A 24,131-nucleotide genomic window follows, 5' to 3' on the forward strand; every position below is an offset into this window, starting at 1 on the left:
TGCCTCAAAAGCAACGTCTATTTTTTACATTTGCAAAAACTGTCTACCCTCTCTAGACACATTTTCAGCCTCTTCCATGAGCATTGGCAAATGTTCTGACAAAAGGAAATGTCTGCCTAACTTCAATGCTTGTTCTAGCTCATTAGCTAAATGTTGAAGTCGAGGCGTACCACAATAGCAGGTACCGCCGTGCAGTTTATGTACTTCGCTTTGAAGCTCTTGGTAGTCACGTTCTTCCCATAATCTATCGAGTGTTGCAATGGTTGAGGGTAGCAACGAGATTAAGTCATTAAGCAGCTCTCGAGCAGCCCCTACATTGTTGTTTGTACGTTTTAATGCAAGTTGCCAGTCAAGTGTTGGTAGTATAATGGTCGATGGTTCAGCGTTATTACACCATGTTTTGATTAGTTCGATGAGTGAGCCGGTTTCGATCGGTTTGGGAAGATAATCGTCCATACCCGATGAAAGCAGTCTATCTTGTTCTTCTTTAAACGCATGAGCGGTAACCGCAATAATTGGCGTACCGATGTTCAGTGGGGTTTGCCTTATTTCACGCGACGCTTGTAACCCGTCAATCCCCGGCATTTGCACGTCCATTAAGATAAGGTCGAACTCTTGTATTTGGCACCTGTCGATAGCGTCTTGTCCGCTGGTGGTGGTAGTAAGCATTACTGGCGAGTCATCAAGCCACGTATGCAATAACTTCAAATTCATATCCATATCGTCAACGGCCAGCACGCGAGCCTTTGGAAGCGCAGCAATACTCTTTTGCAGCGGGTTGCGCACTGGCGTACTTTTACTGCTTACGATTTTGTCTAATTTTGTCAGCGTCATTGGCATTCGCATGTGCATTAAAAAGTGTTCAGATAGGCTGGGATAGCGCGCATAAGGGTCCGAGCCCGAATACCACAAAATACGTTTTTGCGCGTTGAAGCGAACAAATCGATTCAAGTAAGTTTCACGTAAATGCGACTTACTGACAGGAATGGTTGCCATGAATACGTCAACGGGCGAGGTTAGGGTTTCAAGAAACGCGAGACTCTCAACTGACGTGACAATGGCACCTAAGTGACTGAGCATAGCCGCACTGGCACGGCGGGTTGCAGGTATGGGATCGAAAATTACCACATGCTTACCAGCCCAGTCCGGATCGCTTACCGGCGCATATTTCTGACTCAAATTATTTAGGCGTAACGTAACGGTAAATGTTGAGCCAAGTCTCGGCGTACTTTTTAAGGTAAGGTCGCCCCGCATCAAGCGCACCAACTCTTTGCTGATGACAAGGCCTAGCCCCGTTCCTTGGTAGTTACGATTTAATGCATCATCAACCTGAGAAAAGGCATTAAACAGTTTTTTGCGGTCCTGACGGCTGATGCCTATACCCGTATCTTCAACCACTATTTGTAACTCATGTATTCCATGAGGAAGGGAGTGCCCTTTCACTGAGAGCGTAATGGTGCCGGTTGATGTGAACTTTTGCGCATTGCTGAGCAGGTTGTTTAGCACTTGCCTAATTCTAAACATGTCCCCGATAAGTTTTTCGGGTAGGGGGCCAAGGTCAAACACAAATTCTATTTTTTTACCATGTGACGACTTAGCCATAATGGTAACCATCTCTTCTAGCAGTTGATTAGGCGAGAATGGTTGGCTGCTAATTTGAAGTTTACCCGCCTCGATTTTTGAGAAATCGAGTATGTCATTAACAATAGTAAGCAGGTTGTCAGCAGCGGTATTCACAATTCTCACCTGCTCTGATTGCTCAGAGGGAAGCGAGGCGTTAGTTAATTCGCGGCTAAATCCTAAAATAGCATTTAATGGTGTGCGTATTTCATGGCTCATGTTTGCTAAGAATTGCGACTTAACATTACTGGCCTTTATTGCATCCTTTCGGGCGATATCAAGTCGGGCGTTTTGCTCTTCTATTAACTCCATATTATTGCGTAAATCATTAGTGGCTTGCTCGACTTCCAATTGCAATTGGCTACGGCTTTTTTCCATAAGGGCAAAGGAGAACAAGGCCGACTCTAAGAATACACCTACTTGAAAACAGTACGTAGTGAAGTCATTGGAAGGAAAAATGCCTATCAGGCTGAGCATACCTATAATGGCTCCAGCAGCCAACATCGTCCAGGCAAATATAAAGTAACGGGCAGGTCGAAAATGATTAAAAAAGGCCTCAAAACCTGCGTATATATAACTGCATATTGCAATAAGGCCTACGCCATAGACGAGATTGTTTTTCCATATTGCAGGGAGAACATCAAAGAAACTTACAAAACCTACAAAGCCTTGGATAACCAGCAATGCAGTGATGATTGGATGGATGTTGGTCGCATTTTTTCGGGTTTCTAAAAAGCTAATGGTAAACAAACCCGAACATATACCGATAATGACGAAGATGAGTTCTGTGTGGTTCACCAGCCATGCTGGAATGCCATTGCTAAAGAGCATATGAATATGACCGCCCCACACAAACTGCCATAAAATCACGGCAAAAATATAGGTGACGTAAGCAATTAAACTGTTTTCTTTTACCCCAAAAAAAAGCACAAAATTATAAACAGCAAGAATCAGTAGGCCACCGTAAAACAAACCCCACACTAAGCTATCTAACTGAAAGTAACGGCTATGGATAGTTTCGGGCTGTATGCGTAGTGGTGTAATCAAGCTTGATGATTTGCTTTCAATACGGATATATAAATCGGCTTGTTCCGCGTTATCGAGTGCCACTCGAAATGTGGGTACCCTAAACAACTGGTCTTGTTGGGCTTTACCTTGATGACTATGGGAGACTACGCGACCATTTTGTACAAGATAAAAATCAACGCGATCGAGCTGGCTGAAGTTTATCGAGAATACCCAGTTTTTTTGGGTACTTACGTTAGATATTGACGTAAGAAGCCACATGCCGTGATTTCTGAAACCAAAATTAGGATTGTTGTTCGCATGAATTCTAAAATCATTTCGGCGATTTGTTACATCTGAAATAGAGAGGGGAAGGTCGCTTTCAAATAAATAAAATAACGAGTCAGACAGCTCATACGTCTTTTCCTCATTGAAAAGTTGCTCTACATGCTGAGCATGAACGGGTTGCACAAGCGCGGCCATGACAGAGATGGCAAAAATAAGGAAAAGTCGAATTAACAGCATCTTTATACATTTATTCTTAGTGATGGGGTATTAAAGCACTGTGCGAATAATTGTACAAATAATAGAAAACGCGAGAAATTGAAATTGAAGGGGAGTGTAACCATGTTAATACAGCGGCCGACATCACAAACTATGTACAATCGCACTCGAATAAAATGCGTCGCGCGGTAAAGTGGGATAGCCAGTTAATATGTATGCAGTTACCTAAGTTATATCGACATAGCTAGTGTCTACATAGCAAGGTAACTGCCCGTACCAGTTAGTTAGTAAAATATGCGGTTATACAGTAAGTAACGATTCAAGTGTCACAACCGAGCGCGTATCACTTTCAGTAATGTGGATAGATGCTTCCAAGGTATCCATATTTACATGTAGTTGAGCTTGGGCGTCATCGTTCTCCCAGCTTAACGTGAGGTTATCGCTAACATAACTAACGTTAAACGCGCCATCAAAGGCCTTACTGCTATTTCGTAATGTAATAAGCTTAATTAAACCCTTCACAACCGGCTTTTCAAGCGCTGCGTCTATGTCTGCATCAGTTAAATATGGCCGATTAATGTCTCTACCTACGTTCGTTTTACTAAGTAGCGCCATGTCGTTGGTCGCTGCAACTAGTCCGCCATAATACACTTGAGGGATCCCTGGGCTGAAAAACTGAATGGCTCTGGCAAGTAAATACTGGGCATCGCTTTGCCCTAGTGCGTCATAATAAGTACAGTTTATTTGGTACAAATCTACGTTGCTGGCGGCTGCACCAGTGGCTTTTCTAGATTCATCTTTTGAATTGGTGTGTATTTGCTCCACCAAATTATCAATCTGAGTTTCTGTAAGTAATCCGGCTTTATCGCCGCTAGCACCGACATCAACAATACCAATGCCATCATGGGTATCTAATACGGTGAAACAATTGCGCGGTGATATTGATAACCAATGGGACAATGCACTGGCATCTTTACTAAAAAGCGTATGCAGAACCAGAGGCGGTAGTGCAAAGTCGTAAACGCTATCGCAGCGAGAGGCAATATCAATTTGGGTTTGATAATGGCTATGAATTTCTACCAAGCACTGCATGCCCATGGTTTTTGCACGCTCACTTAGCGACTCAATAAACGCAAACGTTTCTTCTAGCATAAAGCAATTTGAGCCTGCACGCTTGATGGCATAACCCGCCGCATCAAGGCGAATTAGGTCAACATTATTATCAGTAAAGGCCTGTAATATCGATGAAAGGTAGTTTTTCCCAAGGTCAGATTCAACATCAATATCTATTTGGTTGGCAGTGAAGGTGGTCCAAAAAGGTACAGTTTCGCCGCCGGCAACATCATAGTCGGTAAAAAATGGCGTGGGTCTTGGACGAAACACCTTGGCAATTTGTTCAGCAATCTCGCTATCGTCTTTATCACCGAAAACATCTTGTTTAGTGAGAAATAACGGCCAATAGTCTGACTTTTTTCCATGCGCCAATACATCCAAAAACGGTTTACTTTGCGCTGACATGTGATTCACGATCAGGTCAGACATAATATTCATAGAATGACCAATTTGCTTAACGTCGTTCCATACCCCAAGGCGTTTATCAACAGCAGTGTGATCAATAGGATCGAACCCTGCATCTTCGCCGTCATAAGGATAGTAAAAAGGAAGTATATGAACGCCTTTGAAAAGCCCAGAAAGCTTTCCATTTAATAGAGCATGAAGTCCGGTCATAGTACCGTCGCCAAATCTATCGGCATAGGTGATTAATTGAACGCCATTGCGTATAGACATAATAACTCTCCTAATAACAATCAGTTCGGCGTCAATAAGTATGAATTAACGCTAAATAATACTGTGTACGTTGCGCATTAACATGACGTCTTATGCTTTAAGGTTCATTTATTGGCGCCAGGTATAGTAAAGCTTAATCGATTAAGTAAAAGTATCAGCGAATTGCTTAAGTGTAAACAAATTGTTTATTTTAACTTTGCTGTTTGCTATGGCCATGCATAATTACACTAAAGAAATAGCCGACTACATTTGTTGCATTATGGTGATTGTTTTGTACGTATGAGAGGTCATTGCGAAAGTCTGCGCTATACCCCACAATAGTGCTATAAATCGATACATTCTGGCATGTAATTCTTGCTATGAAACTCGCAATAAGACATTGTAAGTGCGCACGAAACATCAAGCATGATGTTACCTTGCTAACACGTGCACGCGCGCTAAATTTTGCACAATAACAAAACGAAAAAAATATTATGAGCGACGAGATCACAATTAACCGCGACGGTATTGAACAACTGCCGCTTAGGCGCTTCACTGAAGATGCCTATTTGAATTATTCCATGTACGTAATTATGGATAGGGCACTGCCGCATATCACTGATGGGCTCAAACCTGTGCAGCGGCGGATTATCTATGCCATGTCCGATCTCGGTTTAAGTGCAAATGCGAAGTACAAAAAGTCTGCAAGAACGGTGGGGGATGTCCTCGGTAAGTTTCATCCACATGGCGATTCGGCATGCTACGAGGCAATGGTGCTTATGGCACAACCGTTCTCATATCGCTATCCACTGGTTGATGGCCAGGGTAACTGGGGGGCTCCAGATGATCCTAAGTCCTTTGCTGCCATGCGTTATACAGAAGCGAAGCTTTCTCGTTTCTCAGAAGTCTTATTAGATGAACTAGGGCAAGGTACTGTTGATTGGGTACCCAACTTCGATGGGACTCTGGAAGAGCCTAGTATGCTTCCCGCGCGTTTACCCCACATTCTGTTGAATGGTGTGACCGGTATTGCAGTTGGTATGGCCACCGATATACCGCCACACAATGTGCGCGAACTGGCGAATGCCTGCGCAATGCTTTTAGACAACACCAAAGCGGAATTACACGATGTCTTAGAGCACGTGAATGGGCCAGATTACCCGACCGAAGCGGAAATTATTACGCCTAAGTCCGACATCAAGAAGCTTTACGAAACGGGTAAAGGCTCAATTAAAATGCGGGCGGTTTTCTACGAAGAAAATGGCGATATCATCGTAACAGCACTACCTCATCAAGCATCTGGTGGGAAAATCTTAGAACAAATTGCCGCACAGATGCAGGCGAAAAAACTACCAATGGTTAGCGATTTGCGTGATGAATCCGATCATGAAAATCCTACTCGCCTTGTTATCACTCCGCGTTCGAATCGAGTAGATACCGCGCAACTTATGCAACATTTGTTTGCCACCACCGACTTGGAAAAGAACTACCGTGTCAATTTAAACATGATTGGTTTGGATGGTCGTCCTAAGGTAAAAGATTTAAAAACGATATTGTCAGAGTGGTTAGTATATAGAAAAGATACGGTAACAAGACGTCTTCAATATCGTCTTGATAAAGTATTGGCACGCTTACATATTTTAGAGGGCCTTCTGATAGCCTTCTTAAATATTGACGAAGTTATTGAGATTATTCGTACATTCGATAAGCCAAAAGTTGAGCTTATGTCGCGCTTTGCGCTCAGTGAAAAACAAGCTGAGGCAATTTTAGACTTAAAACTTCGTCACCTCGCGAAACTTGAAGAAATGAAGATTAAAGGCGAGCAAGACGAACTTGCCGCTGAGCGAGACAAACTTCAAACATTACTGGGCTCTGATAGACGCTTAAAAACGTTGATCAAAAAAGAGATTTTAGCCGATGCAGAAAAGTACGGTGACGATCGTCGTTCACCTATCATCGAGCGTGGCGAAGCTAAAGCGTTGTCAGAAAAAGAGTTAGTGCCGGCCGAATCGGTAACCGTGGTTATTTCTGAGAAAGGTTGGGCGCGATGTGCAAAAGGCCATGACATCGACGCAGAAGGACTAAGCTATAAATCAGGCGATGGCTATTTATCCAGTGCTGAAGGAAAAAGTAATCAGCCCGCTGTATTTATGGATACCTCGGGGAGGACTTTCTCCTGTGATGCGCATAGCCTTCCTTCTGCAAGAAGCCAAGGCGAGCCGCTTACTGGGCGATTTAACCTTGTGGGCGGTGAAAACTTTGAATACGTCATCATGGCACAGGACGACACTAAATTCTTAATGGGCTCTGACGCAGGTTACGGTTTTGTTGGTACGTTCAGCGACATGGTGAGTAAGAATAAAGCAGGTAAAGCCTACCTGTCGCTGCCAAAGAGCGCAAAAGTGATTAAACCGCAAGTTGTCACTAACCCAGAAGAAGATTGGTGTTTATCAATTTCCAACGAGGGAAGGATGTTGTTATTCCCACTGCGTGACTTGCCAAGCCTTGGTAAAGGTAAAGGCAATAAGTTAATGAATATTCCTAGTGCTAAGGCGCAATCTCGAGAAGAATACATCAAAGTATTGGCGGTGGTGCCTAATGGTGCATCGATTAAAGTAGCCGCTGGGAAACGCAGCATGACATTAACCGCAGACGATTTAACGCATTATCAGGGCGAAAGAGGGCGAAGAGGTAATAAATTACCCAGAGGCCTTCAACGCGTAGATAGTGTTGAGGTTGAACTCGGGGCACATTATTCAGCAAATGAACCATTACAGGACTAGGATAAGTTGTTGTTATACACCAGTGGTCTACAATTTAGTTAATTACTGTTAGGGGCTTTTATGCTTGGTATCGTTTTTACGTCGCTTATCGACATGCTCGAAGAAAAAGTATCGCCAGATTTTGCTGATGAAGTAATTGTCGAAGCTGAACTTCAAAACGATGGTGCTTACACTGCTGTTGGCTATTATCCGTTTGAAGAAATGCAAAAACTTGTTGGCATATTAGTGAATAAAACCGGCAAGTCTGCAAATGAACTATTGCATGATTTTGGGTTTTATTTGTTTGGCAAGTTATCGGCAGCGCATGGCAGTGTGTTGGCGAATACAGATAGTTTACTTCAAATGTTAGAACACCTTGATGGCGATATACATGTACAGGTTAGAAAACTTTACCCTGACGCTGATCTCCCAAGGTTTAAAGTTATGTCGCGTACCGATAACGCTATGGTATTGCGATACTACTCCGAGCGAGATTTATATGCCCTTGCAGAAGGTCTCATGGATGCTGCAGCACAATTCTACGGCGTCACCCTCGAGCGAGAGCTGAGAACGCTGGATGAGCCGCATACCTACGAGTTCAGTCTATCAATAGCATAAAAGGATTTTTGTGCCCAATAAACATGCTTTAGAACAGTTTGAACGCCGTTTACAGCGGGAGAAAATCGCTCGTCAGCACGCCGAGGCCCTGCTTACTGAAAAATCCGAAGCGTTATATTTAAAACTAATAGAAACACAGCAATTACAAAAAAATCTAGAGCTCGCGCTCTGGGCATCACAAGAATCTTTTTGGAGCTGGCGCGCCGATACAGATGTCATGGATATTCGCTCTTATTCTCTGCACTCTGAAAGTGTTTCCACCTGGTCTGGCACACTAATAGCGCTGCTAGAGCGGGTTCATCAAGAAGATATCGAAAATCTCCAGTTTCATTGGGCAATGGCGTTGCACGGTAAACGAGACCGGATAGAGTTTTCGTTCCGTTTAAATATCCAAAACGAGTTTCAATGGGTACGATTGCGAGGCCGGGTGCTTGAACGTGGAAAGGCGGGTGAAGCGCTACAAATTGTTGGTACTACAAAAGACATTACCCAACAGCGCAAGGCAGAGCAGTCGTTTCATTTAATGGCGTCCGCATTTGCGAGTTCTCGAGAGCCTATGCTTGTTCTTTCACCCGACTTACTTATCACGGAATGTAATGAAGCCTTCACCAACATGATTGGTGCGGCAATGAAAGATAAATGTTTAGGCATGGACTTCAACTCGCTATTAACGGCAGAAAAAGTGGATGCCGCAAGTCTAGAAAGTGCAAAGCAGCAGCGATTTGAATCGAAAGTAAGAATGCTTAGTGGCAAGGAAAAAGCCGTTGATATTTCGGTCGCATTGTTTGAAACATATCTTCAATCTACCTCGTACCTTATTGCAACCATGCGTGATATTAGCGACCGTAAAGCGAATGAAGCTAAATTACGTCAACTGGCCTTGTTTGATGATTTAACCGGCCTATCGAATAGAAATGCATTGCGAGAGAGCTTTACGGCGTATGCTGAGACCGAATCGCCGTTTTTGCTTGTGTTTATTGACTTAGATGGCTTTAAGGCCATTAACGACAACGCGGGGCATGAAAGAGGTGATGAAGAATTGCGGCGTGTTGGTAGGTTATTGAGTTGTACTTTCACAAACCATGGTACGGTTGGGCGATGGGGAGGTGATGAATTCATTGCCGTTCTTCCGAATATTGGCATGCAAGAAGCGGTTGAAAAAGCCAAGCATCTTATCGAGTTAATTGAAAAGGATGTGATTAGCACACAACGTATCGAGCTTAGGCTTTCTGCAAGTATAGGCATTGCCCAGTATCCAGAGCATAGCGACACCATTGAAGGGTTGATTCAGAACGCTGATGCAGCAATGTACCAAGCAAAAACACTAGGTAAAGGGCGTGTTTTCGTTTATGAGCATGGCTTGTACGAAAGTATGGCAAAACAAGTTACCCTGGTAAACAGTTTGAAAAGGGCGGTAGAGAATCACCTGCTCGACTTTTACATTCAGGGGAAATACGATAATACCGGTCGACTTAGGGGCGGTGAAGTACTCTGCCGGTGGATATCGGGTTTGCATGGTGTAGTGAGCCCTGGAACGTTTATTCCTATTGCTGAAGAAAATAACTTAGATGCACAAATAGGCCTCCAAGCGCTTGAAGCTGCGTGCGACTACATATCGATAATGGAGTCTCAGCAGGGGGTCGCGATCCCACTTTCCATTAATGTAAGCGGTAATCAAGTACTGGACACTCAGTTTCCGTCCCAAGCGTCTGCTATATGTGCGGAGAATCATGTCAGTCCGAGTATGATAGAAATTGAGCTCACTGAGTCCATTCTCATAAGAGATGAAAGCGCGGCTCTAGACGCCCTCAACAACCTTCGGCAGGCGGGGTTTAGGCTTTCTCTGGACGACTTTGGTACCGGTTTTTCATCATTAAGCTATTTGCGCAATTTCCACTTTGACGTTGTGAAAGTAGATAGAAGCTTGATTAGAGATATACACCTAAGCAGCAAAGCCAATGCCTTATTTAATGGTTTAGTTACCATGTTGAAAAGCTTAAATATAGAGGTGGTGATAGAAGGGGTTGAAATAGAGTCTTACTTACCTTTTATGCAGCAAGCGGACATTACGTTAATGCAGGGGTTCTATTTTGACAAACCCATGCCTTACGAGCAATTTATTGCTCGTCATATTACACGAGCCGCACGGTAACGGCACACAAAGTTTAAAAGGGCGAAGCGTACATAGCGTGTCGTGCGACTTTTCGCATAACGCTCGCCCCTAATTACGTTACTTAATGTTCGTGCTTTCGAAAATTTTATCAGCTGACGCTGCTACAAAGCCTTGGTAGCGCTTACCGTTGGGCATGTCATAACGCTGTGCAAATTCGTAAAAACAACTTGGGATGGCAATCGTTTCTGAACCAAAATCCACGTCGGCACGGTCTGCCATGGTAGACGATTGTGCTAAAAATACGTCTGGGCCGCCCTTTATCTCGCCACCAGAGGTATTAAGCACAAAGCCTGCTTCTTTCAGTAATGTGTTTACGTCACTGAGTTCATTAGTGCGTGCTAAGTGGTTTACGCTTACGGTGAAATGGTTCGCTCTAAACCCCCACGCTGCGAGCCATGCCGCATATTCAGATTCATTAAGCAACGTGTCATATTGCGCTTTGGTTACGTCCCAGTGACGGCCTGAATACAAAAAGTTGTCTGCATTGACGACGTCATCGTTCATTTGCGCCACAAGGTCGTGAATAATGGACTGTGCGTCGTCAGACAATTCGTGAACGCGCAATTCGCTAATGAATACCTTAGGTTTCGTATCATCAGCATGCTCGAAGTGCTTCGCGGTCAGTTTCTTTGCTTCAAAATCATAGTCGCCTTTTTCTTCATAACCTAATGCGAGAAAATGGGCGGCGAGCTTATCTAACGATGTTTTGTCTAACGCAAACGTTCTAAAGGCGACGTGATCATTGACGATATCGTTATTATTTTCTTTACCGGTAAGCAGCGTATGAATTTTATGTGCTGATGGCGTAATAGAAACGTAATCGTCCCACATGTTAGAAAATAACGTATCAATATTGCTATGCATAAAAGTAGGTCCTTGTTGTCGTCTACAGCGATAAGCCTGGGCTTAAAGCACCAGGTAACGTAACTTTATCTAGCTCAACAGACGCTACAGGGTATGCGCAGTAATCTGCAGCATAGAATGCGCTTGCTCTGTGATTTCCACTGTCACCAATACCGCCAAATGGCGCTGCACTGCTTGCACCAGTAATAGGGCGATTCCAGTTAACAATACCCGCACGAATGCGAGCGAAGAAATAATGATAGTCTTCTTCACTGTCGCCAAGGAAACCGGCAGAAAGGCCAAAGCTGGTGTTATTTGCTTCTTTTATCGCAGCGTCAAAATCTGTGTAGCGAATGACCTTCAGAAGTGGGCCGAAGTGCTCTTCGTCTGGTAGCGCACTTAACATGTCAGTGACATCGATAATTCCAGGTGTAGCAAACCCTTTCGTTGCATCAGGCTGGGTAAGCGGTAGCAATACCGTTGCCCCAAGTGATTCAAGTTGTTGTTGTGCACTTACCATCGCTGCTGCTGCGTTAGCTGAGATCATAGCGCCCATAAAAGGCTGCTCTTCGGCATCGTAGTCGTCAATAAGAATATTCTTAGTGACCTCTATTAATCTCGCCAATAATGCATCGCCCTTAGCGCCAGCTTGCAAGAACAAACGGCGAGCACACGTACAACGTTGTCCTGAAGTAACAAATGCTGACTGCACAATGTCATGTACGGCGGCGTCAACATTTTCCACATCTTTAACGATAAGTGGGTTATTTCCGCCCATTTCTAGTGCAAGTATCTTTCCTGGGTGTCCAGAGAACTGCTCATGCAACACTTTTCCTGTTCGAGAGCTACCTGTAAAGAATAATCCATCGATATCATTATGAGAGGCAAGTGCTTTACCGGTTTCTACTTCACCTTGAACAAGGTTCAATACGCCTTTGGGAAGACCTGCTTCATGCCATAGCTTTACCATTTCCTGAGCAACCATAGGGGTTAAATCGCTAGGTTTGAATACGATGGTGTTGCCAGCAATAAGTGCAGGGACAATATGGCCATTTGGCAGGTGGCCTGGGAAATTGTATGGCCCAAACACTGCTACTACGCCGTGCGGTTTGTGGCGAATAAAGGCTTTACCAACGGGCATTGGGTTTTCAACATTACCCGTACGCTCAAAGTACGCTTTTTCAGAAATGCCAATTTTGCCAATCATTGCGCCCACTTCTGTGGCCGTTTCCCATTCAGGCTTTCCGGTTTCTCTGGCAATAATTTTAGCAAGGTGAGCCTTGTTATCACCCAGTTTTTCGCCGTAGGCTTTAATAATCGTTAAGCGTTCTTCTACGCTCTTCATGCTCCATGAGGGTAACGCTTCGCGTGCAGCCGATATGGCATTGTCAATCTGTGCAGCAGTTGCAGATTTACCTTCCCAGATACTGACGTTTTTAGCTGGATCTATTGAGGTTAGCGGGTGACCTTCACCAGCAACCCATTCACCATTTATGTAATGTGTATGTAGCATGTAGGGTATCCTTTAATTAATCTCTGAATTTAACGGGGGCGAATCTTACTGACTCTCCCTCTTTCACGTTGAGTGCAGCAGCGGCTTGACGAGATAGCACAACGACCTGCTTCTCTTCACTCACCGCGATTTCGGTTGCCACTGCTCGGAAATCAGAAATAGAGGTGTTTATAATATAATGCGTCTGCCCTTGCGCCGCCGCGGTGTCGTCAATAACAACCGGAAGTTTCTGGCTAGATTGTGCGGTTCTAATATGGCTTAAGTTGGCTTCAACAGTAGGGCCTGCATCAAAGATGTCGACGTACCCTCTGCAGCCAAACCCTTCTTCTTCAAGAAGTTGTAGCGCTGGGCGTGTCTTGTCGTGAACCTTGCCAATTACGTCTTGCGCTTCTTTGCTCAGCAAGTTTACGTATATGGGATACTTTGGCATCAACTCGGCGATAAATACTTTATTGCCAATACCGGTTAAGTAATCGGCGGTTGGAAAGTCCATCGAGAAAAAATGGTCTTCGAGCCATTCCCAAAATGGCGAACGACCTTCTTCATCGCTTACACCACGCATTTCGGCAATAACCGTTTCCGAGAAGCGTTCACGGTGTTCCATCATAAATAAGAAACGAACTTTAGAGAGGAAACGCCCATTGAGGCCGCCTCGAGCTTGCTCACGTAGAAACAGCGTGCATATTTCTGTCACACCAGTGTAGTCATTACAAAAGGTGAGTATTTCAACCGTGTTATGAATATTGAGCTCGCGCGATGCGTGTACCACCTTGCTTAAGTGGTAATGATAAAAAGCATCATCGATGCCTACGGCTGCCTCAATTCCCGTGGTACCTACAACTTCCCCAGTGGTAGTGTCTTCCATCACAAACAGATAAGACTCATCGCCGGGGGCGGTAACGTTTTTTTGATTAAAGGCAGTTTCGGCACGCGTAATTTTGCGTTGTAACAGCTCGTCGTTAACAGGGAGCGACGTGAAGCCGATCCCTGATTCAACAGCAATATCGTATAACGCTTGATAGTCAGCCTGCTTGATTGGGCGAATTATATTCATTTCCGCTTTCTCGACAGTTAAGGAATTATTCAGCGTTTACAACAGCTGCTATTGCTCGCTCAAAGCGTGCCAAACCTTCTTTAATGTCTTCATCAGGAATAACAAGCGATGGCGCAAAACGAATAACGTTCATACCCGCAATAAGGCACATAAGATTTTCATGCGTTGCCGCAGTCATAAATTCTTTCGCACGCCCAGCGTATTTATCGTTTAGTGCGCAACCTAATAACATACCTTGTCCGCGAACTTCGCTAAATACGTTATATTTTGCGTTAATCTCGCCAAGTATTTCTCTGAACAAAGCTTCTTTCTTTAGTACGCCCTCTAACACTTCAGGCTGGTTCACAACATCTAATGCGCGCTCTGCAACAGCACAGGCTAGTGGGTTACCACCGTATGTACTGCCATGCGTTCCTGGCTTCAAGTGTTCAGCAATATCTGTAGTGGTAAGCATTGCGCCAATTGGAAAACCGCCGCCTAATGATTTTGCAGTGGTAAGAATATCCGGTGTTACACCAAGACCCATGTAAGCATATAAGTGACCAGTACGGCCAACCCCTGATTGAACTTCATCAAAAATCAAAAGAGCATTGTGCTTATCACAAAGTGCACGAACACCTTTAACAAAGTCTACATCAGGTGGAATGATGCCGCCTTCGCCCTGTAATGGCTCCATCATAACGGCACAGGTGTCGTCTGAAATAAGGGCTTCAAACGCCTCGAGATCATTGTAGTCACAATGGGTAATTGCGCCAGGTTTAGGTCCAAATCCGTCAGAATAAGCTGCTTGACCACCTACCGTTACGGTAAAGAAGGTACGGCCGTGGAACCCTTTATTAAATGCAATAATATTGTTTTTAGCTTCGCCAAACTTATCAAGTGCCCAACGGCGCGCAAGTTTAAGTGCGGCTTCATTTGCTTCTGCACCCGAGTTAGCAAAGTAAACCTTGTCGGCAAACGTTGCATCGGTAAGTTTCTTTGCTAAACGCAATGATGGCTCATTAGTAAATACATTACTTAGATGCCACAACTTATCGCCTTGCTCTTTAAGCGCGCTAACAAGCTCTGGGTGACAATGTCCAAGTACATTTACTGCAATACCGCCTGCAAAGTCGATGTACTCGACGCCATCTTGATCCCATACGCGCGAACCTTCACCACGAACAGGAACCATTCCCGCTGGGTTGTAGTTTGGCACCATAACATCATCAAATGTAGCGCGAGTTACTTTCATTTTTGTCACCTCTGCATTGGGCACCCGTCCTCACAGTAAGAGGTTTTGGGGTGCAAAAAATAATCTAATATTGCGTACAGTATGCCATTTCTATTAACAATTGTCTCGTTTGTAGTAGGCTCTAGCCCTTTATATACAAGGACTTTGGCTTAATTTGCACTAAAAGTGAATAACTATTTAGTGCTAACCAATATTCGTTAGTAATAGACTAAATTTGTGGTGCAAAGCCCATCGAAAGCAGCAGATGTAAACCTACTGTGAAATAGTGTTGTTGAGAAAATGCGCAGCATCTACGTGTTACTCGCCGCAGTGATTCCCTGCATGAATATCCAATAAAAAATTTATTGTAAATAATGAGGTTTGGTTAAAAAGTGAGCGCATTGCTGCTATTAACCACAACAATCAGTCATTCTGAAGGGAGTTAACGTGTATAAGGACTGTCGTCAGCGAGACTTAACGGCCTTGTATTTTAAACGTTTGGTATTGGGGTCGTTTTTAAAAAGGCGTCTAAGACGTCGTGACCGTATTGGGTAAGTAAAGATTCGGGATGAAATTGCACCCCCCAAATAGGTAGAGAAACATGAGAAAACGCCATTATTTCTCGTTGGTTATCGTCTGTTTCACACCATGCATCTATTTGTAAACAAGAAGGAATACTGTCGGGGGCAAGCACTAGGGAATGATAGCGAGTAACGTCGAAAGGCGAGGGTAAGTCAGCGAATAGACCAGTGTGGTCATGAAACAATGATGACACTTTGCCATGCTTTATCTCTCTTGCGCCAACGACGTCTGCGCCAAACACTTGCCCAATCGCTTGGTGGCCAAGGCACACCCCGAGAATGGGAATTTTACCTTTAAAATGATCAATAGCACTAAGGCTTATACCTGCTTCATTAGGCGAACACGGCCCTGGAGAGATCACCAAATAGTCAGGCGCTAGGGCTTCAATCTCTTCAAGCGTGATGGCATTGTTTCTGACCACTTTTACGTGACAATCTAGCTCGGTAAAATACCGTGCTAGATTGTGTGTAAACGAATCAAAGTTATCAATTAGAAGCAGCACTAATATGGCCTAGGTTTATAGGATAGAAAAAGACTAAGGTTTTCTAATAAAACCAACGGCGTCATAGACTTTTTGTAATGTTACCACGGCGCGTTCAGAGGCTTTGTGCGCGCCGTTCTTCATTACTTCATCAAGATAGGCTCTGTCTTGCCTAATCTCAGCATAGCGCTGTTGAATCGGTGATAACAACGCGACTACTGCCTCGGCAACGTCACCTTTTAAGTGACCATACATTTTATCTTCATATTCTGGCACTAACGCATCAACCGATTTGCCTGTCGATAAAGAAAGTAGGGTAAGTAAGTTCGATACGCCCGGCTTTTCCTGAGGGTTGAAGTAAATATTGGCCTGTTCGTCAGAATCTGTCACCGCACGCTTAATTTTTTTCGTCAGCTTTTTCGTATCTTCAAGCAAGCCAATAAAATTGTTCGGATTGTTATCAGACTTAGACATTTTCTTTTCAGGTTCCTGAAGGCTCATAATGCGTGCGCCGAACTCAGGAATATAAGGATCAGGTAGACGAAATACATCACCGTAAAGATTATTCATACGGGTAGCGATGTCACGTGTAAGCTCTAAGTGCTGCTTTTGATCTTCCCCAACAGGAACTTTATCAGCTTGATACAACAAGATGTCCGCAGCTTGCAACACCGGGTAACTGTATAGGCCTACATTGATATTACTTTCGTTTTTCGCAGATTTATCTTTGAACTGCGTCATACGATTTAGCTCACCCATTTGGGTGTAACAATTTAATATCCACGAAAGCTGTGCATGCTCTGGCACATGAGACTGCACAAAAAGGGTGCTCTTTTGTGGGTCGATGCCACACGCTAAATAAAGGGCAAGGCCATCTAAGCATGCTTCAAAGAGTTGCTTAGGGTCTTGTCTAACGGTAATCGCATGCAAATCAACGAGCATATAGAGACAGTCATGGTCATCCTGCATAGAGACCCACTGTTTCAGTGCACCCATATAATTACCTAGGGTCAATTGCCCTGAAGGCTGACAGCCGCTTAATACAATGGGTTTGTTACTCATAGTGCTTACCTGTAGTGATTCAATAGTGTTATGTTTTAAAGGTGAGACAATTGTGCGCGCATATCATCAATCACTGCGCGGTAGTCGTCGTTTGAAAAAATAGCCGAACCTGCAACAAACATATCTGCGCCCGCTTCCGCAATGTCGCGAATATTATCGACTTTAACGCCACCGTCAATTTCTATCCTGATATCTTGTCCGCTTGCGATGACGCGCTGTTTCACTTGGCGTATCTTATCTAAAGTAGTAGGAATAAACTTCTGTCCGCCAAACCCCGGGTTCACAGACATAAGAAGAATGTGGTGCAGTTTATCCATGACGTGATCTAAGCAATGTAATGAAGTCGCCGGGTTAAGTACTAAACCAGGTTTACAACCTTCGTCAATGATAAGCTGTAATGAACGGTCGACATGCTCTGACGCTTCAGGATGAAAACTAATATAGGACGCGCCTGCTTGCGCAAACTTGCTAATAAGATCATCAACCGGCTTTACCATCAAGTGAACATCGATAGGTGCGGTAATTCCATACTTTCTTAACGCTTCACAAATCATCGGTCCAAACGTTAAATTTGGTACATAGTGATTGTCCATCACGTCAAAGTGTACGACATCAGCGCCCGCATTCAGCACTTTTTCTACATCTTCGCCGAGTCTTGCAAAATCGGCTGACAGAATGGATGGCGCAATTAAAAACGGTTTCATGATGTGTCCCTTAATAACGTGCTTATTAGCTATTGCTAAAAATGAATCCGGAGTGTAGCGAAATCTCGGGCATGAAAAAAGCGAAAGCCTACGATTGTGCTTAGCTTTTTCGTTTTGGCTCATCCAAATAGACAATGGCCATGATGGCGCAAACTATCATATCGGCCTGCGCTATTTTGGGGAGCGCGCGTTATCATGGTGCATTTTTATGCACGCCATGTGCATTCTTAGTTATCTTCAATTTTTTTAATTTATATGGAAGTCTATATTTTTCAGTATCTTACTCGTCATTTTTCTCTTTTGGCAAAAGCTGGGTAAATGGGCATCGCTTTTGCGTAGTAGTGTTTAAACATAAGAATAATTAGACAGAAAAATCTAAATACAAATTAAAACACTACTGGAGAACACACATGAACGCATCAATGAAGAAAACGGTACTAGCCGTTGCGCTGACATCTGCTACATTACTGGCGTCTGCGCCTTCTTATGCTGAGCTTACTGCTAACGCAAGCGTAACAAGCAACTATATTTGGCGTGGTTTAACACAAACTACCAACGATGCTGCGGTACAAGGTGGCATAGATTACGCCCACGAAGGCGGTTTCTATGCAGGTACATGGGTATCGAATGTAAACTACGGTGCAGACGATGTGTACTCATACGAGCACGACGTTTACTTTGGTTTCTCGGGTGAATCTGGTGATATTGCTTACGATTTCGGTTACTTGTACTACAACTACGACGACGAAGCTAACTTTGACTTCGCAGAAGTGTACGGTTCACTTGGCTACGGCGGTTTAAGCGCAACACTTTCATTGCTTGCACACACAGAAGCAGATGAAGGCGAAGGTCGCGACTACGGGTTTGGTAAAGCATCGTATTTGTCAGTTGACTACGGCATGCCAGTTTTTAACGGCGCAGAGCTTGGGCTTCATGTAGGTTACCATCAGGGTGATTTTGCAGAAGACTTCAATGGCGTACCAGATGGCTATGCAGATTGGGGTATTTCATTATCAAAAGACGGCTTTAGTTTTGCTGTAACTGGTACTGACCTTGATGATTCGGGCGCTGACGCATACGATAACGACTCAGTGAAGTTTGCGGTAAGTTACTCAATCGACTTCGAGTTATAAGTTATTGCCTAATAAGGTTTTTTATAGCTAATTGTAAAGCCCAAAGTAAGTACTTTGGGTTTTTTATTTTTCCCCTTGTCCAAATTAATAATAGGGTTATAATGAGGCTATATTTTAATCGAATACACAGGTTTTCAGGATGAAAATACTCCCTATTTGTGCAGTAATCAGCGCCGTTGCTCTTTCCGGTATTACGCTGTTGTCTCGTGCTGACTCTGGGTTGTCTGTGTGTGAGTTTCAGCCAGTAACTACCTTTAACCCGAAGCTACCTGCTAGTCACATTCAAAATCAATGTGCTCGCTACAAAGACGGCGTTGAAGAAGTAAGTTGGTTGTCATGGCTTGCTGGCAAATCGCCTTCATTTCAATTTCATTTCCTCGATTTACTAGAATTACTGCATAGTGATGATGCTAGCAGTGACTTTTCACAACCAACAAAAGACGCGTAGTAATGCAAGCGCAATCGGGTACCAGCTTTTGGTCCGTTGTAGGCAGTGTGTTAGCGAGTCTGTTTGGTGTTCAAAGCCAAAAAAACTATGAGCGAGACTTCACGAAAGGAACATTCATTAGTTTTGCTGTATTTGGCGTTATTTTTGTCGTGCTGTTTGTGATTGGTTTAATGACGTTTGTCAAATGGTACGCGGGCGTTTAAAAGCTACTTTGCTTTTACGTGCTTAACTCTTCTTTGCCCCCGTGTTGACGGTCTCTTACTTGTCGCTTTTACTCTTAGCTTAGTTTCATTTGCCTCGAACAACGCAAGAATTTCACTGACTGGTTTTCTATTCGCCCCATTTTGGCTAATCGAGCGTTTTACCGACAGCATTGAGATGTCAGCACCGACATAGAGGTTCCTTGTCAGCGGCAGGTCATGATTAGAAATTAATACGGGAATGCCTCGCTTGCTCGATGTATCAATAGCGAGCTCAGCAAGGGCGACCTGTGAATCCTGACCAAAACTATGGGATGCATAGCTTGTGAATGCAGCGGTTTTGCTTAACGGTGCGTAAGGGGGGTCACAATAAATCACATTACCTTTTCTGGCCCGGGTAAATACTTGCTCGAAAGGGAGGCAGGTAAACGTCGCTTTTTGTGATTTCTCTGAGAAGAAAAACATTTCATGCTCAGGGAAGTACGGTTTTTTGTAGCGCCCGAAAGGTACATTGAACTTACCCGATAGACTATATCGACAAAGCCCGTTGTAGCCGTGCCTATTCAAATACAAGAATAAGATGGCTCGGTAATATTCATCTTGTGTAGCGTTAAACTCTTCCCTCAATGCATAGTACATACTCTCTTCGTTGCGCTTGGCGCAGAAAAAGTCTTTAGCATCGTGGATGAGCGCGTCAGGCTGGGCTTTCAAGAAATTGTACAGGTTAATCAAGTCAGGGTTTATATCGTTGAGCAAATAGCGTTTGTACTGAGTGTTTAAAAACACTGAACCCGCGCCGACAAACGGTTCAATGAGTTTGTTCGCTTGGGGTAATCTTGCTTGAATATGCTCAACCAAGCTGTACTTGCCACCCGCCCACTTTAAAAATGCGCGGTTCTTTTTTTGCGTCATGCGTTAATGTTACTACCTGAACGGAGCCTGTTGGTGAACGCTCCGATTATTGCCGTACCCGGTGCATTATGAAGTAATGACGATAATGAAAGAGCAAGCGCCACACTAAACGTAGATTGTAACTTTCATCGTATCGGGCGACAACCGGCAAACGCAAAGCATTCAAATTTTATTGTTATATGTGTCGTTTTCGTGCGAAACATACACAATACGTAAGGCTTTACTTGCTTTTAATTACGTCTCTATCGCGATAATGCCAAACGTTATTGTTCTGACAGCTCTTTAATCACTTGTGCACCAGATTTTATAAATGCATCATTTTTGCCCGGATAGCTTGGGAGTGATTGGATAGCATCGCGAGCCTCGCCCTGAGATGAAAAGGGTTGATGAAAAATGATAACGTGCCAATCTCCGCCGTATCGTTGGGTAGTATACACACGAGTGACATCGGTCAGTTGATAGTCGGCAATGAACTCGTTAACAACGGATTTATCTTTCATAGCAACCAGCTGAATAACAAACTGCGCCGGTGTTATCCAAGGCGCTTGCGGCTCACTGATAGTTGTCATCGAGTTGGGAGTATCAGCATCAGAGGGCAATACAGATGTATTTGGGGTTTCAACGACATTCAGCACGGGCGCTTGTTCTGCCATAGGCTTAGGCTGTTGCACTGTGGTAGTCGATGTCACAGCGTCGGTGGTATCTTCAAGGTTGTTATTTTCAACGGGGGTATTATTGTCCTGCGTATTGTTTCTGGCACTTTCAAGCGCGCCTTGCCAGTCAGTCACGAGTGCATCGGCGCCTTGTTGGTTTGGTGTGACGTCGATAGCAGAAGTACTGCTATTGCTGGACTGCTGCGGTTCTATGCTTGGTGTCTCAGCGTCACCGTTAATATCATCCTCAAGCGCAGCAATTTTGTCATACGCTGAGCCAGGCGCTACCGTTAGGCTTTCACCTCCCGTCTCCTCGCCATCAATGGGCTCAAATAACGAAGAAATTTGACCGCCATACTGCCACGTTACCAAGCCTACAAAAGTAAGTACAAACACCGTTAGCAACGACAACATAATAGCTTTCGACTTGAGGGGATTCGACGGTCTATCTTGAATGACTAACGCTTTACGCTTGTCCAAATGTGCTTGAAATGCCTCGCGTCGTTCAGCAATCATTTTATCTAACGTTGACGAAGGTGGATAAAGCGCTGCATCGGCATTCACTGATTGACTACTAATTAGAAGTGGCGTGTCATTGTTTTTAGCAGGAAGCCACTGCTTTGCACTTTCGGCCCACCGACTATCACCGAAAAGAAGCACATTTAAGTGCTGCTTATTTCCGGCTTGTCTACTTTGTAGTACCACATCCCAAAGCTCTTGCAGTAGGGTGTCTGAAATAAACTGTGCTTGCGTAATGGCAAGTAAAATCGGGCCTTCGTGTTGGTTTAAAGGACTAAGAAGCTCACGTAAAGGTCGAACATAGCTGCCTACAACCTGACCAAGTAGTTGCCTACAAAGTTGTCGGCGATAATCTGAAATATCCATACCTTCTTGAGCAGTAAGGTAAGCAATTTCTGTATCATCATGTTGTTGGAATACAAACGCGTCGAGGGTTTTCTGTTGCTCTGCAATAGAGTCACCGCTGACAAATATCAGCTGAGATGAATAATTAACAAGATATTCAAGCCGCTCATGCAATTCACTGTGCATGGGTTTTTCTTTTATTCATGGCGTTCACTACCTGCTAGCAAACCTATGGACAAGGGCAACAATGTGGGCGTTGCCCGGCTTTTCTCTATAGGTTAGGACAATATAGTCGTTAGGATATCGTCCGTAACGGATTTTGTAACAACAGCAGAGCCAATCGATTGCGGAAGTACAAAGCGAATTTGACCAGCTTCAACTTTTTTATCACGCTTCATGTGTTTCATATAGTCACTTTTACCCATCGACGATGGCCCTTCTACAGGAAGCGAAAATACGTTAAACAAGGCTTTCACACGTTGAGTTTCTGACGGTGTCATCCATTCAAGCTGTTCTGCAGCCAAACAAGCAATCACAGTACCAGCTGCAACAGCTTCACCATGAAGCCAGTTTCCATAACCTTGTTCTGCTTCAATCGCGTGGCCGAAAGTGTGACCAAGATTTAGGATGGCTCTTAACCCTCCCTCTCGCTCATCTTTGGCAACAACGTCTGCTTTAATGGTGCAACAACGATGAATAGCGGTAGAAGTAATGCCATCATCAAGCGCTTTTAAAGCCTGGGCATGTTGTTCAAGCCAGTTGAAAAAATCGCTGTCATATATAATGCCGTACTTCACCACCTCTGCCATCCCTGCAGCAAACTCTCTTTCAGGTAATGTAGACAATGTTGTGGTATCGATGGCAACAAAAACCGGTTGGTAGAACGCCCCTATCATGTTTTTACCAAGAGGATGATTGACGGCGGTTTTTCCACCTACCGATGAGTCCACTTGAGATAGCAGTGTTGTAGGGACTTGGATAAACGGTACGCCCCGTTGATAGGTTGCCGCAACAAACCCACATAAATCGCCAATAACACCGCCGCCAAGTGCGATAAGCGTAGTATCACGCGCGGCATTGAGTTCTAGTAGGCGTGTCATGACCACGTTGAATTGTTCAAGGCTTTTATACTGTTCGCCATCAGGAAGAATGATGGTTTCTACCTGAACGTCACCGCATGCCTGTATGGCCCTTTCTAAATAAAGTGGCGCCACGGTTTCATTAGTAATGACTACCGCAAGAGGACCTTTAATATAAGATCTAAAAAGGCCAGATTGCGAAAGCAAGCCGGCCTCTATCTGTATTGGATAGCTACGATCGCCAAGTTCCACAGTTAAGGTTGACATGGGCGTAGCACCTCCATTTACATATTAAATTTTATAAACCAATCTTACCGATAATCTGATTTGCAACCGCACGAGCAGATTGGTCATCAGTATCTACAACATAGTCAGCAACTTCTTCATACATAGGGTTGCGCGACTCTGCAAGGTCGCGAAGTACCTGCTCTGGGTCACTATTTTGAAGTAATGGGCGACGTTTGTCTCGTTGTGTACGCGCAACTTGCTTATCGATGGTTGTTTGAAGATAAACAACAATGCCGCGGGCAGATAAACGATTGCGAACAGCTTTTGTGACAATAGAGCCACCGCCTGTTGCAAGCACTATACCTTGCTTGTCTGTCAAATCATTAATAACGTCTTCTTCGCGCTTGCGGAATCCGTCTTCGCCTTCAAGGTCGAAGATCCAGGCAATATCAGCACCAGTACGGCGCTCGATTTCCTGATCAGAATCGTAGAAGTCTAGGTGAAGTTCGTCTGCTAGGTGTCTACCAATTGTGCTTTTGCCAGCACCCATTGGGCCAACCAAAAAGATATTACGTTTTTCAGCCATATTTGCTTATATCACAACTTAATCATGTTAGGGGCATGAACTGTTGTCTTACCAGCCTACCCATTGACTCGTGCCTATTCAATGTCCAATAAGCACTACTCCTTAAACCTCGTTAAAATTTCGAGGC

General features: G+C 44.1%; 19 protein-coding genes. 6 read left to right on the top strand and 13 right to left on the bottom strand.

Annotation, left to right across the window (positions count from 1 at the left end):
* Positions 1-24: 24 nt before the first annotated feature.
* Both AC27EZ_RS07950 and gtfA read right to left on the bottom strand, forming a co-directional pair.
* Positions 25-3,108: a hybrid sensor histidine kinase/response regulator gene (locus AC27EZ_RS07950; RefSeq protein ID WP_487134938.1), complete on the bottom strand. Its 3,084-nt coding sequence runs from the start codon at positions 3,106-3,108 to the stop codon at positions 25-27.
* Between the two features lie 321 nt (positions 3,109-3,429).
* Positions 3,430-4,917 carry a sucrose phosphorylase gene (gene gtfA, locus AC27EZ_RS07955; RefSeq protein ID WP_487134822.1) on the bottom strand — a complete coding sequence of 496 codons (1,488 nt, stop codon included), beginning with the start codon at positions 4,915-4,917 and terminating at the stop codon, positions 3,430-3,432.
* Positions 4,918-5,390: 473 nt separating this feature from the next.
* Here gtfA and parC point away from each other — a divergent pair, with 473 nt between their 5' ends.
* The 3 genes from parC to AC27EZ_RS07970 are packed head-to-tail and all read left to right on the top strand — an operon-like array spanning position 5,391 to position 10,428.
* Entirely contained in the window at positions 5,391-7,679 is a 2,289-nt protein-coding gene (parC, locus tag AC27EZ_RS07960; RefSeq protein ID WP_487134823.1) for a DNA topoisomerase IV subunit A, read from the top strand.
* Positions 7,680-7,739: 60 nt separating this feature from the next.
* Positions 7,740-8,276, top strand: a complete 537-nt coding sequence (locus AC27EZ_RS07965; RefSeq protein ID WP_487134824.1) for a heme NO-binding domain-containing protein — start codon at positions 7,740-7,742, stop codon at positions 8,274-8,276.
* A gap of 10 nt (positions 8,277-8,286) precedes the next feature.
* Complete coding sequence (locus tag AC27EZ_RS07970) at positions 8,287-10,428, top strand: putative bifunctional diguanylate cyclase/phosphodiesterase (RefSeq protein WP_487134825.1); 2,142 nt, start codon at positions 8,287-8,289, stop codon at positions 10,426-10,428.
* A gap of 78 nt (positions 10,429-10,506) precedes the next feature.
* On the opposite strand, the gene AC27EZ_RS07975 is transcribed toward AC27EZ_RS07970, so the two are convergent.
* From AC27EZ_RS07975 to rpe, 7 genes are all read right to left on the bottom strand, one after another.
* Positions 10,507-11,313, bottom strand: a complete 807-nt coding sequence (locus AC27EZ_RS07975) for a 2-oxoadipate dioxygenase/decarboxylase family protein (RefSeq protein ID WP_487134826.1) — start codon at positions 11,311-11,313, stop codon at positions 10,507-10,509.
* A 22-nt stretch (positions 11,314-11,335) separates the two neighbouring features.
* A complete protein-coding gene (astD, locus tag AC27EZ_RS07980) occupies positions 11,336-12,805 on the bottom strand; it encodes a succinylglutamate-semialdehyde dehydrogenase (RefSeq protein WP_487134827.1) in 1,470 nt (489 codons plus the stop codon).
* Between the two features lie 16 nt (positions 12,806-12,821).
* Positions 12,822-13,859 carry an arginine N-succinyltransferase gene (gene astA, locus AC27EZ_RS07985; protein ID WP_487134828.1) on the bottom strand — a complete coding sequence of 346 codons (1,038 nt, stop codon included), beginning with the start codon at positions 13,857-13,859 and terminating at the stop codon, positions 12,822-12,824.
* A gap of 25 nt (positions 13,860-13,884) precedes the next feature.
* A complete protein-coding gene (locus AC27EZ_RS07990; protein WP_487134829.1) occupies positions 13,885-15,093 on the bottom strand; it encodes an aspartate aminotransferase family protein in 1,209 nt (402 codons plus the stop codon).
* Between the two features lie 469 nt (positions 15,094-15,562).
* Positions 15,563-16,156 (bottom strand): anthranilate synthase component II, encoded by a 594-nt coding sequence (locus tag AC27EZ_RS07995; protein ID WP_487134830.1) that lies wholly within the window; start codon positions 16,154-16,156, stop codon positions 15,563-15,565.
* A gap of 33 nt (positions 16,157-16,189) precedes the next feature.
* Complete coding sequence (gene trpS / locus AC27EZ_RS08000; RefSeq protein WP_487134831.1) at positions 16,190-17,197, bottom strand: tryptophan--tRNA ligase; 1,008 nt, start codon at positions 17,195-17,197, stop codon at positions 16,190-16,192.
* Positions 17,198-17,232: 35 nt separating this feature from the next.
* Positions 17,233-17,901: a ribulose-phosphate 3-epimerase gene (rpe, locus tag AC27EZ_RS08005; protein ID WP_487134832.1), complete on the bottom strand. Its 669-nt coding sequence runs from the start codon at positions 17,899-17,901 to the stop codon at positions 17,233-17,235.
* Positions 17,902-18,311: 410 nt separating this feature from the next.
* On the opposite strand from rpe, the gene AC27EZ_RS08010 reads away from it, so the two are divergent.
* The 3 genes from AC27EZ_RS08010 (at position 18,312) to AC27EZ_RS08020 (ending at position 19,685) form a co-directional block, all read left to right on the top strand.
* Positions 18,312-19,034 carry a TorF family putative porin gene (locus tag AC27EZ_RS08010; protein WP_487134833.1) on the top strand — a complete coding sequence of 241 codons (723 nt, stop codon included), beginning with the start codon at positions 18,312-18,314 and terminating at the stop codon, positions 19,032-19,034.
* A gap of 139 nt (positions 19,035-19,173) precedes the next feature.
* Positions 19,174-19,482 (top strand): hypothetical protein, encoded by a 309-nt coding sequence (locus AC27EZ_RS08015; RefSeq protein WP_487134834.1) that lies wholly within the window; start codon positions 19,174-19,176, stop codon positions 19,480-19,482.
* Between the two features lie 2 nt (positions 19,483-19,484).
* Entirely contained in the window at positions 19,485-19,685 is a 201-nt protein-coding gene (locus tag AC27EZ_RS08020) for a DUF2970 domain-containing protein (RefSeq protein WP_487134835.1), read from the top strand.
* Between the two features lie 3 nt (positions 19,686-19,688).
* Here AC27EZ_RS08020 and AC27EZ_RS08025 read toward each other — a convergent pair whose 3' ends face one another.
* The 4 genes from AC27EZ_RS08025 to aroK form a co-directional block, all read right to left on the bottom strand.
* Entirely contained in the window at positions 19,689-20,594 is a 906-nt protein-coding gene (locus AC27EZ_RS08025) for a Dam family site-specific DNA-(adenine-N6)-methyltransferase (RefSeq protein WP_487134836.1), read from the bottom strand.
* 263 nt (positions 20,595-20,857) lie between these two features.
* Entirely contained in the window at positions 20,858-22,297 is a 1,440-nt protein-coding gene (locus tag AC27EZ_RS08030; RefSeq protein WP_487134837.1) for an SPOR domain-containing protein, read from the bottom strand.
* A gap of 92 nt (positions 22,298-22,389) precedes the next feature.
* A complete protein-coding gene (gene aroB / locus AC27EZ_RS08035; protein ID WP_487134838.1) occupies positions 22,390-23,457 on the bottom strand; it encodes a 3-dehydroquinate synthase in 1,068 nt (355 codons plus the stop codon).
* 31 nt (positions 23,458-23,488) lie between these two features.
* Positions 23,489-24,004: a shikimate kinase AroK gene (gene aroK / locus AC27EZ_RS08040; RefSeq protein WP_487134839.1), complete on the bottom strand. Its 516-nt coding sequence runs from the start codon at positions 24,002-24,004 to the stop codon at positions 23,489-23,491.
* Positions 24,005-24,131: the final 127 nt, after the last annotated feature.

The sequence above is a fragment of the Alteromonas sp. 4NH20-0056 genome, assembly GCF_057539655.1.

Coding starts and splice junctions, on each gene's coding strand:
- parC (WP_487134823.1), top strand. CDS start 5,391: ATGAGCGACGAGATCACAATTAACCGCGACGGTATTGAACAACTGCCG.
- astD (WP_487134827.1), bottom strand. CDS start 12,805: ATGCTACATACACATTACATAAATGGTGAATGGGTTGCTGGTGAAGGT.
- AC27EZ_RS07990 (WP_487134829.1), bottom strand. CDS start 15,093: ATGAAAGTAACTCGCGCTACATTTGATGATGTTATGGTGCCAAACTAC.
- astA (WP_487134828.1), bottom strand. CDS start 13,859: ATGAATATAATTCGCCCAATCAAGCAGGCTGACTATCAAGCGTTATAC.
- AC27EZ_RS08025 (WP_487134836.1), bottom strand. CDS start 20,594: ATGACGCAAAAAAAGAACCGCGCATTTTTAAAGTGGGCGGGTGGCAAG.
- aroK (WP_487134839.1), bottom strand. CDS start 24,004: ATGGCTGAAAAACGTAATATCTTTTTGGTTGGCCCAATGGGTGCTGGC.
- gtfA (WP_487134822.1), bottom strand. CDS start 4,917: ATGTCTATACGCAATGGCGTTCAATTAATCACCTATGCCGATAGATTT.
- AC27EZ_RS08020 (WP_487134835.1), top strand. CDS start 19,485: ATGCAAGCGCAATCGGGTACCAGCTTTTGGTCCGTTGTAGGCAGTGTG.
- AC27EZ_RS08030 (WP_487134837.1), bottom strand. CDS start 22,297: ATGCACAGTGAATTGCATGAGCGGCTTGAATATCTTGTTAATTATTCA.
- AC27EZ_RS08010 (WP_487134833.1), top strand. CDS start 18,312: ATGAACGCATCAATGAAGAAAACGGTACTAGCCGTTGCGCTGACATCT.
- rpe (WP_487134832.1), bottom strand. CDS start 17,901: ATGAAACCGTTTTTAATTGCGCCATCCATTCTGTCAGCCGATTTTGCA.
- aroB (WP_487134838.1), bottom strand. CDS start 23,457: ATGTCAACCTTAACTGTGGAACTTGGCGATCGTAGCTATCCAATACAG.
- trpS (WP_487134831.1), bottom strand. CDS start 17,197: ATGAGTAACAAACCCATTGTATTAAGCGGCTGTCAGCCTTCAGGGCAA.
- AC27EZ_RS08015 (WP_487134834.1), top strand. CDS start 19,174: ATGAAAATACTCCCTATTTGTGCAGTAATCAGCGCCGTTGCTCTTTCC.
- AC27EZ_RS07950 (WP_487134938.1), bottom strand. CDS start 3,108: ATGGCCGCGCTTGTGCAACCCGTTCATGCTCAGCATGTAGAGCAACTT.
- AC27EZ_RS07965 (WP_487134824.1), top strand. CDS start 7,740: ATGCTTGGTATCGTTTTTACGTCGCTTATCGACATGCTCGAAGAAAAA.
- AC27EZ_RS07975 (WP_487134826.1), bottom strand. CDS start 11,313: ATGCATAGCAATATTGATACGTTATTTTCTAACATGTGGGACGATTAC.